The 17,231-nt window shown below is 27.1% G+C and carries 15 protein-coding genes; 7 read left to right on the top strand and 8 right to left on the bottom strand.

The features are described 5' to 3' along the window. From PWP28_RS07675 to PWP28_RS07655, 5 genes are all read left to right on the top strand, one after another. Entirely contained in the window at window positions 1-1,101 is a 1,101-nt protein-coding gene (locus tag PWP28_RS07675; RefSeq protein ID WP_109604936.1) for an aminotransferase class V-fold PLP-dependent enzyme, read from the top strand. 4 nt (window positions 1,102-1,105) lie between these two features. Further along, window positions 1,106-2,266, top strand: a complete 1,161-nt coding sequence (locus tag PWP28_RS07670; protein ID WP_109604935.1) for a YhfX family PLP-dependent enzyme — start codon at window positions 1,106-1,108, stop codon at window positions 2,264-2,266. A gap of 5 nt (window positions 2,267-2,271) precedes the next feature. After that, complete coding sequence (locus PWP28_RS07665) at window positions 2,272-3,477, top strand: phosphopentomutase (RefSeq protein ID WP_308644522.1); 1,206 nt, start codon at window positions 2,272-2,274, stop codon at window positions 3,475-3,477. Window positions 3,478-3,496: 19 nt separating this feature from the next. Beyond that, entirely contained in the window at window positions 3,497-4,222 is a 726-nt protein-coding gene (nagB, locus tag PWP28_RS07660; RefSeq protein WP_109604933.1) for a glucosamine-6-phosphate deaminase, read from the top strand. A gap of 85 nt (window positions 4,223-4,307) precedes the next feature. Continuing rightward, a complete protein-coding gene (locus PWP28_RS07655) occupies window positions 4,308-4,934 on the top strand; it encodes a hypothetical protein (protein ID WP_308644521.1) in 627 nt (208 codons plus the stop codon). Between the two features lie 24 nt (window positions 4,935-4,958). Here the strand turns inward: PWP28_RS07655 and PWP28_RS07650 are convergent, their stop codons facing one another. Further along, the gene (locus PWP28_RS07650) at window positions 4,959-6,914 is read right to left on the bottom strand and encodes a methyl-accepting chemotaxis protein (RefSeq protein ID WP_308644520.1); all 1,956 of its coding nucleotides are present in this window, start codon (window positions 6,912-6,914) and stop codon (window positions 4,959-4,961) included. Window positions 6,915-7,482: 568 nt separating this feature from the next. Between PWP28_RS07650 and PWP28_RS07645 the strand changes: the two genes are divergently transcribed. After that, window positions 7,483-9,711, top strand: a complete 2,229-nt coding sequence (locus tag PWP28_RS07645; protein WP_308644519.1) for a GGDEF domain-containing protein — start codon at window positions 7,483-7,485, stop codon at window positions 9,709-9,711. 34 nt (window positions 9,712-9,745) lie between these two features. Then, a complete protein-coding gene (locus PWP28_RS07640) occupies window positions 9,746-11,647 on the top strand; it encodes an HD domain-containing phosphohydrolase (protein ID WP_308644518.1) in 1,902 nt (633 codons plus the stop codon). A 15-nt stretch (window positions 11,648-11,662) separates the two neighbouring features. Here the strand turns inward: PWP28_RS07640 and PWP28_RS07635 are convergent, their stop codons facing one another. Genes PWP28_RS07635 through PWP28_RS07605 form a run of 7 tightly spaced genes read right to left on the bottom strand, consistent with a single transcriptional unit; the run spans window position 11,663 to window position 17,028 of the window. After that, the gene (locus tag PWP28_RS07635) at window positions 11,663-11,812 is read right to left on the bottom strand and encodes a hypothetical protein (protein ID WP_158274800.1); all 150 of its coding nucleotides are present in this window, start codon (window positions 11,810-11,812) and stop codon (window positions 11,663-11,665) included. A 33-nt stretch (window positions 11,813-11,845) separates the two neighbouring features. Then, complete coding sequence (gene pyrE / locus PWP28_RS07630; RefSeq protein ID WP_109604590.1) at window positions 11,846-12,412, bottom strand: orotate phosphoribosyltransferase; 567 nt, start codon at window positions 12,410-12,412, stop codon at window positions 11,846-11,848. After that, window positions 12,402-13,184: an orotidine-5'-phosphate decarboxylase gene (gene pyrF, locus PWP28_RS07625; protein WP_109604591.1), complete on the bottom strand. Its 783-nt coding sequence runs from the start codon at window positions 13,182-13,184 to the stop codon at window positions 12,402-12,404. The genes pyrE and pyrF overlap by 11 nt, the downstream gene beginning before the upstream one ends. Beyond that, complete coding sequence (locus PWP28_RS07620) at window positions 13,174-14,100, bottom strand: dihydroorotate dehydrogenase (RefSeq protein ID WP_305081340.1); 927 nt, start codon at window positions 14,098-14,100, stop codon at window positions 13,174-13,176. The genes pyrF and PWP28_RS07620 overlap by 11 nt, the downstream gene beginning before the upstream one ends. Further along, a complete protein-coding gene (locus PWP28_RS07615; protein WP_264149308.1) occupies window positions 14,100-14,807 on the bottom strand; it encodes an FAD-binding oxidoreductase in 708 nt (235 codons plus the stop codon). The genes PWP28_RS07620 and PWP28_RS07615 overlap by 1 nt, the downstream gene beginning before the upstream one ends. Continuing rightward, window positions 14,804-16,099 (bottom strand): dihydroorotase, encoded by a 1,296-nt coding sequence (locus PWP28_RS07610; RefSeq protein WP_305081338.1) that lies wholly within the window; start codon window positions 16,097-16,099, stop codon window positions 14,804-14,806. The genes PWP28_RS07615 and PWP28_RS07610 overlap by 4 nt, the downstream gene beginning before the upstream one ends. Next, the gene (locus PWP28_RS07605) at window positions 16,096-17,028 is read right to left on the bottom strand and encodes an aspartate carbamoyltransferase catalytic subunit (protein WP_109604595.1); all 933 of its coding nucleotides are present in this window, start codon (window positions 17,026-17,028) and stop codon (window positions 16,096-16,098) included. The genes PWP28_RS07610 and PWP28_RS07605 overlap by 4 nt, the downstream gene beginning before the upstream one ends. Window positions 17,029-17,231 lie beyond the last annotated feature (203 nt).

Below are 17,231 nucleotides of genomic sequence, written 5' to 3'. Positions count from 1 at the left end.
TTGAAAACATATCCTCTTAAATCATTAAATATAGAACAAGCTAAAAAATTACAATTTAAAATGATAGACTCTATAACAAAAAATTTCCAAGGGCATGAAATACTTTCAAGAGGAGACCTCGGAGTAGTGATGGGTCAAAACAAACCAACAACAACTATACAAGTTGAAAAAACAATTGCAGATTTCTTCGATGCAGAAGATGCTATACTATTGAGAGGATCAGGAACAGGTGCTTTGAGATGGGGTTTAATAAGTTTTATAAACAACAATGAAAAATTGCTCGTACATGATGCACCTATCTATCCAACGACAGAAGTTACTTTAAATACTATGGGTGTAAAAACAATAAAAGCTGATTTCAATGATATAAATGATATAAAAGAAAAAATCGAAAAAAATCCTGACATAAAAGGTGCTTTAATACAACATTCAAGACAAAAAATAGAAGACTCTTATGATCTTGAAAATGTTATAAAAATAATAAAAAATGAAAAAAATATACCAATAATAATAGATGACAACTATGCTATAATGAAAACTCAAAAAATGGGTACACAATGTGGAGCTGAATTATCTGCATTTTCAACATTTAAACTTCTCGGCCCAGAAGGTGTTGGTTGTCTTGTAGGAAAAAAAGAATTAATTCAAAAAGTAAAAAACTTAAATTATTCTGGTGGAAGTCAAGTACAAGGACATGAAGCTATGGATGTAATATATGGTTTAATATATGCTCCTGTATCTCTTGCAATTCAAGCAGAAGTAAATGATGAATTAGTAAAAAGACTTAATAATAATGAAGTTCCTCATATAAAAAATGCATTTTTAGCAAATGCACAATCCAAAGTTCTCTTGGTTGAATTCGATGAAAATATAGCTTATGATGTATTAAAAGAAGCTGAAAAACTCGGAGCAATTCCACATCCTGTAGGATCTGAATCAAAATATGAATTCGCCCCTATGTTCTATAGAATATCCGGAACATTTAGAGCTGCCGATCCAGAACTCGAAAACAGAATGATAAGAATAAATCCTATGAGAAGTGGTGCAGACACAATAATAAGAATACTAAATCAATCTATAAATAAAATTTCCAAGAGGTGATGAAATGTTCCTTGAAAAAACTATGAAAAGAAATCCAAAATTAATACAAACTGCTTTTGAATTACATCAAAATGGGTTGATACCACCAGACACTTATATAATAGATCTCGATACACTTTTAAAAAATGCGAAATCGATAAAAGATGAAGCAGACAAATATGGAGTAAAACTATTTTTTATGACTAAACAACTCGGTAGAAACCCTTATATTGCCGACCAATTATTAAAAATTGGATATGAAGGAGCTGTAGTTGTCGATTTTGAGGAAGCAGAAATACTCGCCGCAAATAACATAAAAATTGGAAATATTGGACATCTCGTACAAACTCCAAACTCTATGATCAAATATTTTTTAGAAAAAGATCCAGAAATAATGACTGTATATTCTATAGAAAAAGCTCAAAAAATAAATGATGAAGCTCAGAATTTAGGCAAAACCCAAAAAATAATGCTGAGAGTATTAAATGATGGTGATATGTTATATCCAGCTCAATATGGTGGATTTTATTTAAACGAACTAGAAGAAGCCATTAAAAAAATTCAAAAAATGGAAAATATAAAAATATATGGAATCACTTCATTCCCGTGTTTTTTATATAATGAACAAAAAAAAGACATATTACCAACTCCAAATATTCAAACTATAAAAAAAGCTATAAAAATATTAAATGAAAATGGAATAAATCCAGGTCATATAAATATGCCTTCGGCAACATGTACACACACCATAAAAAAAATAAAAGAAAATGGTGGAACACATGGTGAACCTGGTCATGGACTACTTGGAACAACCCCTATGCATGCAGATTTTGATATGAAAGAAATACCTTCTATGGTATATGTAAGTGAAATATCACATAATTTAAAAAATTCCTCATTCATGTACGGTGGAGGACATTATAGAAGATCTCATATGGAAAATGTTCTAGTTGGTAAAAACATAGAAAATTCAAAAATAGAAAAAACTATAATGCCAGATGCAGAAAGTATAGATTACTATATAGAAATAGACCAAAACAATGCAATAGGAGACACAACAATACTAAATTTTAGAACTCAAATCTTTGTAACAAGAAGTAAAGTTGCAGTAGTAAAAGGGATACAAGAAGGGAAAGCTGAAATAATTGGTTTATATGACAGCCAGGGCAGACTCTTAAGGAGATGATCTTAATGGGAAAATTTACAGTTATAGTTTTAGATAGTTACGGTGTAGGTTATATGGATGATGTTATAAAAACAAGACCAGAAGATTTTGGCGCAAATACAGCAAAACATATATTTGAAAAAACTCCAGGATTAAAATTACCAACTTTAGAAAAACTTGGATTAATGAATGCATTAAATATGGAAACAGAAAATATGAAAAAAAATCCAGATGCTGTTTTTGGAAAATCAAGTTTAATGCACTTCAATGCAGATACATTCTATGGTCATCAAGAAATAATGGGAACAAATCCAAAACATCCAATAATGGAACCATTCTCAAAAAAAATAGATATAGTATACAATGAATTAATCAAAAAAGGCTATAATGTAGAATATATAGGCGAAAAATTAAAAATATTATTAGTAAACAATTGTGTAACAGTTGGAGATAATCTTGAAGCAGATGGAGGTCAAGCTTATAATGTAACCTCGACCTTCGATAAAATATCTTTTGAAGAAGTTATAGAAATAGGTAAAATAGTGAGAAGTCAGGTACAAGTTTCAAGAGTTATAGCCTTTGGTGGAAAAGATGTTACAAAAGATGACTTAATAAACTCAATAGAAACAAAAGATGATACATACATAGGAGTAAACGCTCCAAAAAGCGGTGTTTATAATAAAGACTATCTCGTAATACATCTTGGATATGGAATAGATCCAGAAGTGCAAATCCCAACAATATTAGGAAAAAACAACATCCCTGTAACCTTAATTGGAAAAGTAGCTGATATAGTTGAAAATAGATATGGAAAATCAATTCCAGGTGTAGATACAGAATATGTAATGAAACAAACTATAGAAGAATTCAAAAAAATGAAAGATGGATTCATATGCACAAATGTACAAGAAACTGATTTAGCTGGTCATGCCGAAAATGTAGAAAGATATGTAGAAAAATTAAAAGTTTCTGATAAATATATAAAACAATTAATAGATATAATGGAAGATGATGACTACTTAATAGTAATGGCAGATCATGGAAATGATCCTACAATAGGCCACTCACATCATACAAGAGAAAATGTACCACTCTTAATATACAATAAAAATAAAAAAAATATCAATATTGGACATAGAAAAACAATGTCTGATGTTGGCGCAACAGTTGCCGAGTACTTTAAAATTGAAGCCCCTGAAAACGGCACATCATTTCTCAATCAAATAATATAAATTTTAGGAGGATGATTTTGTGAAAGTTATAGTCGTAAATAATTACGAAGAAATGAGCATAAAAGCTGCTCAAATAGTTGCAAGTCAAATAATATTAAAAGAAGAATCTATTTTAGGATTAGCAACAGGAAGTACTCCAATAGGAATGTATAAAGAATTGATAAAACTCTATGAACAAAAAATAATAGACTTTGAAAAAACAAAAACATTCAATCTCGATGAATATTTCGGATTGAGCAGAGATAATGATCAAAGTTATTATTATTACATGAGAAATAACCTTTTCAACCATATAAACATAAAGACTGAAAATACAAATATACCAGATGGTACGGCTAAAGATATACATGAAGAATGTATAAACTATGAAGAAAAAATAAAAAAAGCTGGTGGAATAGACTTACAAGTACTTGGAATAGGAACAAATGGCCATATAGGTTTTAATGAACCAGATATAAAATTTGAATCTACAACACATCTTGTAAACCTTGATGAAGAAACTATAAAAGCAAATTCAAGATTCTTTGATTCTATAGATGAAGTACCTAAACAAGCTATAAGCATGGGAATAAAAACGATAATGCACTCAAAAAAAATAGTACTTCTTGCAAATGGAAAAAACAAAGCAGATGCAATATATGGCACAGTAAAAGGAAATATAACACCAGAATTACCAGCATCAATATTACAATTGCATAATGATGTATACATAATAGTAGATAAAGAAGCAGCTTCAAAACTATAAATACTCAATAATTCCTTTCTTTAAGAGTTGTTTAAGATAGAAAACATAAAATAAATAAAAACAACAAAAAAGGAAGGGAGAAAGAATGAAAAATATTATATTTCTTTTTTCTACATTATTATTAAGTATAAACTTATTTCCTATGACTTTCAATACAAATGATATACCAAGATTAAAAAATGGCGAAATAACAATAAGAAGATTGCCAACAGAGATAAAAACAATAAAAATGGATATTAAAGTCATACAAATGAATCAAAAACCAGATGAAAATGGAATACTAAAAATAAAAATCTCCGATGGAAATACAGAATATACTGCATTTATAAATGAAGAAAACAAAAATCTTTTAGAAACAAATAAAAAATATCAAATTCAAGGTTATCAAACTGCCATAGGAAAAAACATAGGTTTAAAAATAACAATAATAAACAACAAAAACCTTGAAAATAATAAAAAAGAACAAAAAAACGATGATGAAATAATAAATTACAATGGGAAAATAAATTATATAAGCGAAATTCCCGATGAAAACAACCTATATGAAATAATAATAGAAAACGAATATGAACACAAATTATTCTATATAGATGAAAATCTCATAAAAAATATAAAAAAAGACAAAATATATGAAATAAAAGCAAACAAAAAATGGCTAAACGACTTTAAAATAAATATAATAACTGAAATAAAAATAAAGGAAGAACAATAAAGTTCTTCCTTTATTTATTACTTATTATTTTAATTTAAAAGCACTTATACTCTTCTTAAGATTTTCTGATAATCCTTTAAGTTCTTCAGAACTATCTTCAATTTTACCCGTGTTACTCTTTTGATGATCCAAAGTATTTCCTGTTTGAATCAATTTTTGATTTATTTCAGCAACTGCATTATATATTTCAGTAATTGAAGAATTCATTTGTTCGGCACTTGCACTTTGCTCTTGAGCATTGGCAGTTAAATTCTCCACAGCAGAATTCATACTTTCAACCTGATCAAAAATAAGTTTAAATTTATTTGAAACATTACTCATTTCAGAATCCACAACTTGTATTATATCAGAAGTTTTATGAGTTGCCTTATTGACAACATCAGTGCCACTCTTTATCTTACCCAAGATTTCACCTATTCTATCAGTTGCCTTAGCAGACTCCTCTGCAAGCTTCCTTATCTCATCTGCAACAACAGCAAATCCTTTTCCAGCTTCACCTGCACGGGCTGCTTCGATTGCTGCATTCAAAGCAAGTAAATTAGTCTGTTCGGTAATAGAATAAATACTATCAACTATATTTTTTACTTCATCTGCATTAGCAGAAAGTATTTCTACATTCTTTTCAGTTTCTTGAGACTGCCCCACAGCTTGTTTAATAGAATTAATCATTTCTTTAATACTGTGATACCCTTCTTTAGCAGAATCATTGGTATTATTCGCAAGATCATTCAAATTCTGAGATTCTTTAGAAACAGTTTGAGAATTTGTAGCAACTTCATCAACACCTATTTTAACCTGTTCTATTGTAGAAAATGCACTTTGAGAATCATTTTGAATAGTTACAGACTGTTCTACTAAATACTCTATACCTCTATTATTCTCAAAAGAAACATCTTTGAGAGAATCAGAAGATTTCTCTATATCATCAGAGGCATTCTTTATATTAATAATATAATTCTTAAGATTTTCTGACATATAATTCAAAGAATTTGCTATCTCATCTATCTCATCCTTATTTTTTGATACAAATTCAACTGTGAGATCACCTTCACCAAAAAGTTTAACATCTTTTGATAATCTCTTAAGTGGATTTACAATACTTCTAATATAAAAATAAGAAATAAAAATAGCAAAAATTATTATTACGCCAGATATTATACCAGAATAAATAGTTTGATCAATTGGAGCCTTAACTATATCGGCATGTTCAATAGAAGTATAAACTATCCACTCAAACTCTGGAATCTTTTTATAATAACCAAATATATCAACACCATTTATAGAATAATGAACAACACCACTCTCCGAATCTACGTTTAAAAACAACTCCTCATTAGATCTGTCTTGACCTATTAAATTCCTATCCGAATGAAGAATATTTTTACCCTCATATGTCAAAACAAATGATTGTGCTGAATCATAACCTATATTTTTCTCAAGCATCATAACTAAATGATCATAATCCAAGTCCATTCCAAGAACACCCTGCATACCAGAACTCTCAAAATTAAAAACTATTGAAATTACAGTCTTATTATTAAAACCCTGCAAATAAGGATCAGTCATGACAATGCTATCTGGATGTTCCATTCCAACTTTATACCAATAAGAATTCGTAGGATCATAAGAATCATTCAGATCATAATCTGGTTCAGAATAAAAAGTACCATTACTCAAACCCATATAAATATTATCTATCATCTTATATGAATTCACCAAATTATTAAAATTCTGAAAACTCCAACTCAAACCATTCTTTTCAAGATTCAACTTAACATAATTAGAAAGTTCTATAACAGGATTCATATAAGACCTTATATAATCGGTCAAATCCTCATTTTTGGTCATAACAATTTTCTCTACACTATCATTCATCTTATTATAAAAATTAAAAGAACTATAAGATGTCAATATGACCAAAGGAATAACAGAAATCAAGATCAATAAAGAAATCATCTTTTTTCTAATGCTAAACTTCATAAACTCCCTCCCACTCCAAAATAAACTCCGGAAAAATTTAAAATAAAAATGCGATTATAACAAGCTTTCTAAAGAAATTATAACATATATTTAAAATATATGTTATTTCAAGTATCAACAATTAAGCAAGTATAAAAAAAGAAAACTTCAATTATTAAATAATATTATTTAATTTCACAAAATATCTAAAAACTACTAATAGAGTTAACTCCAATATTTTCACAATCTTAACCTTTTTTGTCCGATTTAAAACTTGACATGAAGTTAACTCCATTTGATTTAATATAAATGAATAAACAAATACCATATATCTCTAAGGAGGGATAATATGATAAAAAAAATAAGAAAAAGAGAAGATCTATACAATTCAGAATCATTCAATCAAATAATACTTGAATACATTAGAAGAATATAAGTCGGATAAATCCGACTTATATTTTTTTATAAAAATTAACCAAAATCCTCTAAAATACTAAAAAATTCCGCTAAAATAAATGTTATAATTAATAATAAGATACAAAATCTTGTTAATCTAATTTTTTTTAATTATTTATTTACGGAGGGCAATATGAAATTTAACAAAATAGATATTATATTCATAAGCATACTATTATCTTTTATAATAATAATGACACTTGGAATAACAACATTCACAAATAAATCAATAGAATTACAACAAAATGAATTCAAAATGAGGCAAATTGGAAAAGTTGAAATCATAAAATCATCTATGTTCATTCAAATAAACACATTAATATCTCATATAGATACACTATCAAAATCAAAATATGCTCATTTAAGTATAAAAGATAGTATATTCATCCCAGAAATAGTAAAAGATGACTATATGAATCACAATGAATTAATAGCCCATACATTTTTAGATAAAAATTTAAATCCAATCGGTTTCTATTCAAAAGAGACCAATGATAAAAACTCTGAAATTTATTCTGAATTGAGAAAATATATAGAAAACAATTATGATACTATAAAAAATATAGATGATATGCTGATAACAAATATAAAAGTGACAGATAATTATGAATTCTTTTCAATAATAAAAAAAATTCCAACATATTCAGAAGTTAAATATTTAATATTCACAATAAACTTAAACTCACTCATAGAAAATTATATAAAAATACTTCCAAATAATATAATGAAAAGCATATTCATAATAGATGAAAAAAAACAAATAATTCATGATCATGATGAATATGAAATTGGAAAAAATGTTGAAGAAATATATAAAGAAAACCCACAAATAATAACTTTAGCAAATAAAATGGTAAATAATGAAAATGGTACCGAAACATACTTCGTGAAAGAAAATGAAAAAACAATACAAAAATTGATGTCATGGACAACTTTAAGTATGGATGAAAGAAAAATAATAATAGCGATGACAGAACCTCTAACAGAAATAAATCAAGTTATAACAAAATTAGAACTAATAGGAATAATATTAGGAGTAGTTCAATTAATGTTTTTAATGTTATCCTTCTATATATATTTTGATATAAAGAAGAAAATTGGAAAAGAACAATCAAAAAAATTAGAAAAAATAATTCATGAAAGAACTAAAGAACTCGAAAAATCAAAAGAATTGATAAGTGATCAAAAAGAAGAACTTGAAGCCAGTAATGAACAACTAATTGCCTATAATGAAGAATTAATAGCTCAAAAAGAAGAACTTGAAGCCAGTAATGAACAACTAATTGCCTATAATGAAGAATTAATAGCTCAAAAAGAAGAATTAGAATTTTCTTTTGAAGAATTAAATAAAGTAACTGAAAAATTTGAAGAAATAATCCATATAATATCAAAAATAGATATAACAAAAAAGCCAAACAGAGATCAATTCTTATCAGACCTATTCAAGAGTGCCATGAAAATAACTCCAGAAGCTAACTTTGGAAGTGTATTCAAATACGAAAATGATAAAATTGTATTTATAGACTGTGTTGGTCATGATTTAGAAAAACTTCAAGCACTTGATTTAAAAATGGAAATATTTGATCCAATTCCAAGAGAAAGAGCTACAATAATAAAAAATATAAACCAATATACATTGAACAATATGGAAGGATCCACAAAGAGAGAATTTGCAGATGGATCTAAATTAATGAAAGAAACTCTAACATTTGATTTAAAAATAGACGATGTAAAAATAGCTGGAATAAGTTTAGATATAGCTCTCGAATCTGAAAAATATTTTGGAAATGAATCCTTAAAAGTAATGGAAGCCTTTAGAAATATAGCAAATGCATTCTTTAAAATACAAAAATCTCAAGAAAAACTAGAAAAATATGCAAATTATGATGAATTAACTGGAATATACAACAGAAGAATGGGAATGATAATTCTTGAGGAACAGATGAAATTCACAAAAAGATATTTAACTCCTTTATCAATATGTTTTTTAGACGTGAATAATCTAAAAATAACAAATGATAAATTTGGTCATAACACTGGTGATAAACTTTTAACAGATATAACAATGCTAATAAAACAAAATATAAGAGAAATTGATATTTTATGTAGAATGGGTGGAGACGAATTTTTAATAATATTCCCAAAATGTACAGAAAGAAATGCAGAAATGATATGGGAAAGAATAAAAAAAGACTTTGACACCATAAATGAAATAGATAAAAAAGACTATGAAATAAGCGTTGCACATGGAATTCACGAATATAAATTTGATTCCTTCATAACCCTTGACGAATTAATATCATTTGCCGATAAAAAAATGTACACAGAAAAAAGAAAAATGAAAAAAGATGATAAATGTTAAATACTTAAAATATTAAATGCAGGGGTGGGGAAAAATGAAATATAGACTAAAAACTGTATTATTCATTCTTATAATGATAATATTCTTGATTTCTATACTCCTAACGGGGTTTTACAGTTACAAAATCTCCAAAAATGCTTTAAATGAAAAAGGGAAAATACTATTAAAAAATTCTGTAAAAAGTGCGATGGTTTTGGCAAAAGAAAAATACAATGACCATATAAAAAAATATGATAATGAAGAAAATGCAAAAATTTCTTTAGAAAATGCTCTATCGAGTATACCTTCCGATCAAGAAAATGACTATTATATAATATATGATTCAAAAGGAAATATAATAATGCATCCAGAAATAAAAAATCAAAATGCATATAACTATTCTGATGCAAAGAATCCAGAATTCAAAATGGTACAAAAAACTATAGAAATTGCAAAAAATGGTGGAGGATATATAGAATACAATTGGAAATATCCAAAAAATACTTCTATAGGATTAAAAATATCATATGCAGAATACTTTGAACCATGGGATTTGATAATAACTTCAACGGCTTATTATTCAGATTTCAATAAAGAAGCAGAAAAAATAAAAAACTATATTATAATATTCTCAATAATATTCATATCACTTGGAATAATATACATAAACAATTTCAGTAAAAAAATTTCAAAACCAATCGAAAAAATATCCAAAGAAATGAAAAATTTTGACATAAACCTCACAAAATCATATAATAGTGAAAAAAATAAGATAAAAGAAATTGAAGAAATAACCTACTCTTACAATAAAATGGTAAAACAAATAAAAGACTCATTCGATGAAATAGAATCTATGAATGAAGAAATTGAAGATAGTTATAAAGAAAATCAAAAATTGATGAATAAAATGGAAAATTTGATAAGTATTTCAACAAAAATATTTCAACAAACAGATAAAAAAAACTTCCTTGTAGAAGTATTTGATAACTTGTTTGAATTTATTCCAGAAGCTGACTATGGAATAATATCGACTGTTGAACAAGATCGTATCATATTTTTAAAATCAAAGGGACATGATCTAAAAGGATTGAATTCATTAAAAATATCTATAAATGATTATGATTTTAAAAAAAATGTTGAAATAATAAAAAATACAAAAACAATAAATAAAATATCCACAAAATATCCACAACTCCCAAATCATTTAAAAAATATATATAAAACTTTATTCATACCAATAAGAACAGAAAATAAATTCTATGGAAATATAACCTTACATACATCATACGAAAGTAAGAGTAATTTCACTTCAGAATCATTTAGATTCGCAGAATTTTTTTATAGTTTTATAAAAATGTTCATGACCTTAAAAGAATTTGATGAAATAGAGACAAAAACCCAAACAGATATAATAATATCCTTGATAAAAATGATAGAATACAAAGATAAATATACGAAAGGCCATTCAGAAAATGTCGCAAAACTCGCAAAAAAAATGGCTATAGAAATGAATCTTCCAGAAAAAGAAATACAAAAAATATACCTTGCTGGTTTGGTACATGATATAGGAAAAGTACTCATAAAAGATGAAATACTTAATAAGCCTGGAAAATTAACTCCAGAAGAATTCGATGAAATAAAAAAACATCCCCTATATGCATATGAAGTGTTGAACAAAATGACAAGCATGAAAGAAATAGCAAAGATAGTAAAACATCATCATGAAAGATGTGATGGCAAAGGATACCCCGATGGTTTAAAATGCGATCAAATACCTATATATTCAAAAATATTGAGTATTGTAGACACTTGGGATGCTATGACTAGCAACAGAATATACAGAAATAAATTGACAAAAGAACAAGCACTTGAAGAACTTTATAAATGCAAAAAAACTCAATTTGATGAGAATATAGTAGAAATATTTTCAAGTATGATAAAAAAAGAAGAATCTTAAAAAGATTCTTCTTTTTTATATTATTTTAATCTCAAAGCTTGCCCTTCCAAGAATTTCAAAGTTATTTCCATCATGCCAAACTTCACCAAAATACATTATTTCTTTTCCTTCTAAAGAATAAATATCATATCGCCATGAATATAATAAATTATCTATATAATGCAAAATAAAACCCTCATATCAATATGAGGGTTTTATTTATTTTCTACTTCCGGGTTTTATAGGTTTATCTCCATTCTTACAAAATGGACAATCATCTTCTTCATAAATATCTGGTTTGATATCAACTAAAGAAATTATTTTATCTCCATCTATTTCATCTATACTACCTCTATTCACTATACAAGCTTTATATATTTTTTTCGGTTTATAATTTTTTAAAACTTCTATAACTTCTTTTGTAGATTTTCCAGTTGTTATAACATCTTCTACTATTAAAATTCTCAAATTTTCTTCCAATACAAATCCACGTCTTATATCCATATTTCCTTCTGAATTTCTTTCTGAAAATATAAAATTTTTTCCTAAAGCTTTTGCAGTTTCATATCCTATTATTATTCCGCCAAGAGCTGGAGAAACAACTATATCTACTTCATCATCTAATTTGTCAGCAATCATCTCCCCAAACATCTCCGCATAATCTGGATACATCAATACTTTTGCACATTGTATATATGTATCTGAATGTTTTCCAGATGAAAGCAAAAAATGTCCTTTTAAAACAGCTTCAGTTTTTTCTAAAATATTCATTATATTATTTTTCATAAATATCAATCTCCTCATTAATATTATTTTTTAAAGTGATCAAACTTTTCTTTGGATCTTCAGAAAAAATAATACCTCTTGATGAATTAATCAATATATTTTTATTATATGTACTTTTAATAAGAGCTTTCAAATCTCCGCCTTGTGCACCTATACCTGGAATTAAATAAATTTCATTTTCTGTTATTTCATCTAAATCTTCTATACATTCTTGAGTTGCACCTGCAACTATTCCAACTCTATTTTCAAATAATCTATTCAATTCATTCGCCAATTTTGAAGTTTTTATATGAAGTTTATTTGGAATTATCAAATCTTGTGCACTTTTATTAGATGTCAAACTCAAAATAAATATATGTGAATCTTTAAATTCAAGATATGGAATCAAAGAATCTCTTCCCATATAAGGATTAACTGTTATAGAATCGATTTGCAAATGATCAAAATAATATTTTGCATAAGCTTTTGCAGTATTACCTATATCGCCTCTTTTACAATCTATTATTATTGGAGTATCAGTACTTTTGATATATTCAACTGTTTTTTCCATCATTTTAATACCCTTATATCCAATTTGTTCATAAAAGGCTATATTCAATTTATAGGTATTTGTATTCTCATAAGTAGAATCTATTATATATTTATTAAAATTGAAGATTTTTTCTTCATTCACTCCAAATTTATCTGAAATTTTTTCTATATCGCTATCAAGTCCAACACAAACTCTTGAATTCCTGAGATCAACATTTTTCAAATATCTATTATAAAACATAATTATCAGTCCTTTCATGAGATTTAGAAACAATATCTTCAAAGTTCTTATTCTTAGATGATAAATAAAAAGCTGTATTTTTAATAATCTTATTAACAATTTCTGGATCCATCATCATAGCCGTCCCAACACCAATAAGATTTGCTCCAGCCATGGCCAATTCAATAGCATCTTCATGATTAAAAACTCCACCCATACCTATTATTGGTAAATATGGAAATTTTTCTCTTATTTTATAAATACAATGTACAGCCATAGGTTTTATAAAAGATCCAGATACACCCCCAGTTTTCATTTTCAAAATAGGTTTACCTGTATTTATATCTATTTTCATACCTTTTAAAGTATTGATCAAAGTAACTCCAGAAGCACCATTATAAACACCTATTTTAACGAGTTCTTCTAAATTACTTTCATAACCAAATTTCAAAAAAATAGGTTTATCTGTTGAATTACAAGATCTTTCAATAACTTTAGAAAGTAATTTTTTATCATTTAGAAGTGTTGCTCCACCTTTATTTACATTTGGACATGAAAGATTTAATTCATAAAAATCTATATCATAATCATCAATTTTTTCTATCATATATTCAAAATCATATTCATTATATCCACCTATACTTATTATCTTTAAAGTATTATAATTTTCTATTCTTTTAATTTCATTTTCTATAAAATAATCTATTCCTTTATTTTCAAGTCCTATAGAGTTGAGAAGTCCATCATTCAAATTAACTATTCTCGGAGCTTTATTACCTATCTTGGGTTCTTTTGTTATTGTTTTAGTAGTTATTCCACCCAAATTATTTATATCTATTATTTCTGAAAGTTCTTCAAAGTTTCCACAAGGTCCAGAAGCTATGATAAAAGGATTTTTTATTTTTTTATTGAATAAATTTGTTTCGAGAAGATTCATTATAAAATCACCTCTTTAATATTAAATAAAGGTCCATCTTTACAAACCATTTTAACTCCATCCACAGTATCAACAGGGCATCCTTTACACATACCTATTCCACAACCCATATTTTCTTCCATAGATATCCACGCTGTTTGATAAGAATCTATTATATACTTTAAATATATAAACATTCCTTTTGGACCACATGAAATTATATTTATATCTTTTCCTTTGTTTCTATTTAAAATATAATCAACGGGATTCATTCCATCTATTCTATCAACAAAAATATTATCATCATCAACTATGCTTTTTATACGATAATCAGAAAATCCAAAAACACTATCTTCAATAATATTTGGATAGATTTTTTTAAAATGCATTAAAGGGGCACTTCCACAGCCCCCTCCAATCAAAATATATTTTTTATTAAAATCTATAAACTTAGAAAAAGGAGAACCATAAGGTCCCCTAAATAAAAGTTCTTCTCCAATTTTTAGCTTTATTAAAAACTTAGAAAAATCTCCTGCATTTCTTATCAAAACCTTAAATTCAAAATCCTTACAATCCATTACAGAAAATGGCTTAGAAAGATTATAACCATCTTTTGATTTCATCATCAAAAATTGTCCTGGCTCTATATCTAATTTTTTATCAGTTTTAAAAGTAATAACTCCATAATTATAAAAAGATTTGTTTTCGACAACTCTTGCTAAGTTCATACCAAAACATCTTCTTTCGAATAAACTTTTTTACCTTTTATAAAAGTATATTCAACAACACCAGGAAGATCCATTCCCATAAAAGGAGTATTTTTCCCTTTTGAAAATACTGTTTTATTATTTACATTCCATGTTTCATTTTCATTCAAAATCACTAAATCAGCAAAATATCCTTCTTTTATATCTCCCTTTTTTTCTAAATTAAAGATTTTTGTTGGATAATAAGTTACCTTTTCTATGAGTTTTTTTAATGAAATATCTTCTTCAATAGAAAGTTTCAAAAGAGAGGATAATAAAGTATCTAAACCACTTATACCATTTGGAGCATTCTGAAACTCTACTTCTTTTTCATAATCAGCATGTGGTGCGTGATCTGTAACTATTATATCTATTAAATCATCTTTTAAAGCTTGAATAAAAATATTTCGAGATTTTTCATCCGCCAATGGTGGATTAACTTTAAAAGATGTAGAATAATCTTTTAAATCTTTATCTGTAAATATCAAATGATTATGTGTAACTTCACAGCTAACCTTAACTCCATCTTTTTTTGCATTTTTTATTAAATTCAAACTTTCTTGAGTTGAAACATGAGCTATATGTACATGTGCATCTGTATATTTAGCAAGTTCTATATCCCTTGCAACCATTATAGATTCTGCAACAGAAGGTATTCCATAAATTCCATAAAAATTTGAATATTCACCTTCTCGCATAAAACCCGTTTTAGATAATTCTTTAACTTCTGCATGATTTATTATAGGTTTATTAGTCATTTTATAATATTCAAGAGCTTTAAGCATTATATGTGCATTTTCAACTGGATTACCATCATCTGAAAATGCTATTGCACCTCGTTTAGCCATATTAATCATCGGTGCAAGTTCAACACCTTGTGATTTTTTAGTAACAGCTCCTATAGGCAAAATTTCTGAAAGGCCATATAATTCAGATTTCATTTTTAAATATTCTACTAAATATTCATTATCTATAACAGGATCTGTGTTTGGCATTACTCCTACAGTAGTCACACCACCTTTGACTGCAGCTTTAAGTCCACTCTCTATAGTCTCTTTATATTCATATCCTGGTTCTCTGAGATGAACATGCATATCTATAATACCAGGTATTAAAGTTTTTCCATTTAAATCAATACATTCATCATATACAAGAGAATCTGGTGTATCTTCGCATGAAAATATCTTTTCAATAATTCCATTATTTAAAAGCAAATCAAACATTCCATCACATGATTTAGATAAAACTTTAGCATTCTTTAAAAAAATTATCATATACCTTCACCGCCCATCATTTTATAAATCAAGGCTGTTCTCGTTGCAACACCATTTTTAACCTGTTCATTTATAACTGAATAATGCTTATCTGCTATACTACCAGAAAGTTCTACACCTCTATTTATAGGACCTGGATGCATAAGTATTGCGTTTTTATTGGCATATTTTTCAAATAATTCTTCAGTAATTCCAAAATTTTCATTATACTCTTTAAGACTGGCAAATAATCCATCTGTCTGTCTTTCAAGTTGCATTCTTAAACCCATAACAACATCTGATCCTTTAATCGCTTCAACAACATCATTTGTAAAATTCATATTATAAAGTGAAGATGATTTTGGTGTAAGAGTAGATGGTGAACAAACAGTTATATTTGCACCGAGTTTATTTAAAAGTTTGAGGTTAGATCTTATAACTCGACTATGATAATAATCTCCTATTATTGAAATTCGTAAATCTTTAAAAGAACCAAATCTTTCAAAAATAGTAAAAGTATCGAGTAAAGCTTGTGTAGGATGTGCATGAAGACCGTCTCCAGCATTTATTATTTGAGCATCTGTAAACTTGCTTATAAAAGCTGGTGAACCAGGTTCTCTATGTCTTATAACATAAAGATCTATAGACATAGATGACAATGTAAGAACTGTATCTTTTAAAGTCTCTTTTTTAGATAAAGCACTTGAAGAAGTATTAAAATTTAACACATTCATTCCTAAAAATTTTTCTGCAAGTTCAAATGAGTTTTTAGTTCTTGTACTCGGTTCTACAAAAAGATTACAAACCGTCTTATCTTTAAAAATAGGCAATTTATTTACCGGTGAACTCATTCGTCTTTTGAATATTTTAGCAAGTTCAAAAAGTTCATAAACTTCCATTATTTCTAATTCATCAACATCGTAGAGATTTCGTGCTCTCATGGCAATCATATTAATCTCCTCCTAAATTTATTTAATTTTATAAAAAAAACACTCATCTAAACAAAGATGAGTGTTCCATAATTGATTTCATAAAGAGAAAATGATATCCCCTGTTTTAAAAACAGGTTATGGAGGAATATTGATTTTTTATTAAATTCATTGTTCATATTAACCCTCCTATCAATTTCTTATATATACTAACACTTTTAAAA

The organism is Oceanotoga sp. (assembly GCF_030445905.1).
In the GTDB taxonomy this organism is placed as follows: domain Bacteria; phylum Thermotogota; class Thermotogae; order Petrotogales; family Petrotogaceae; genus Oceanotoga; species Oceanotoga teriensis.
The sequence above is the reverse complement of the archived record's forward strand: the minus strand, read 5'-3'. Positions and strand labels throughout refer to the sequence as shown.

Coding starts and splice junctions, on each gene's coding strand:
- pyrE (WP_109604590.1), bottom strand. CDS start 12,412: ATGAAAAATAATATAATGAATATTTTAGAAAAAACTGAAGCTGTTTTA.
- PWP28_RS07655 (WP_308644521.1), top strand. CDS start 4,308: ATGAAAAATATTATATTTCTTTTTTCTACATTATTATTAAGTATAAAC.
- PWP28_RS07620 (WP_305081340.1), bottom strand. CDS start 14,100: ATGAATCTTCTCGAAACAAATTTATTCAATAAAAAAATAAAAAATCCT.
- PWP28_RS07640 (WP_308644518.1), top strand. CDS start 9,746: ATGAAATATAGACTAAAAACTGTATTATTCATTCTTATAATGATAATA.
- PWP28_RS07610 (WP_305081338.1), bottom strand. CDS start 16,099: ATGATAATTTTTTTAAAGAATGCTAAAGTTTTATCTAAATCATGTGAT.
- PWP28_RS07605 (WP_109604595.1), bottom strand. CDS start 17,028: ATGATTGCCATGAGAGCACGAAATCTCTACGATGTTGATGAATTAGAA.
- PWP28_RS07645 (WP_308644519.1), top strand. CDS start 7,483: ATGAAATTTAACAAAATAGATATTATATTCATAAGCATACTATTATCT.
- PWP28_RS07665 (WP_308644522.1), top strand. CDS start 2,272: ATGGGAAAATTTACAGTTATAGTTTTAGATAGTTACGGTGTAGGTTAT.
- PWP28_RS07670 (WP_109604935.1), top strand. CDS start 1,106: ATGTTCCTTGAAAAAACTATGAAAAGAAATCCAAAATTAATACAAACT.
- pyrF (WP_109604591.1), bottom strand. CDS start 13,184: ATGTTTTATAATAGATATTTGAAAAATGTTGATCTCAGGAATTCAAGA.
- PWP28_RS07650 (WP_308644520.1), bottom strand. CDS start 6,914: ATGAAGTTTAGCATTAGAAAAAAGATGATTTCTTTATTGATCTTGATT.
- PWP28_RS07615 (WP_264149308.1), bottom strand. CDS start 14,807: ATGAACTTAGCAAGAGTTGTCGAAAACAAATCTTTTTATAATTATGGA.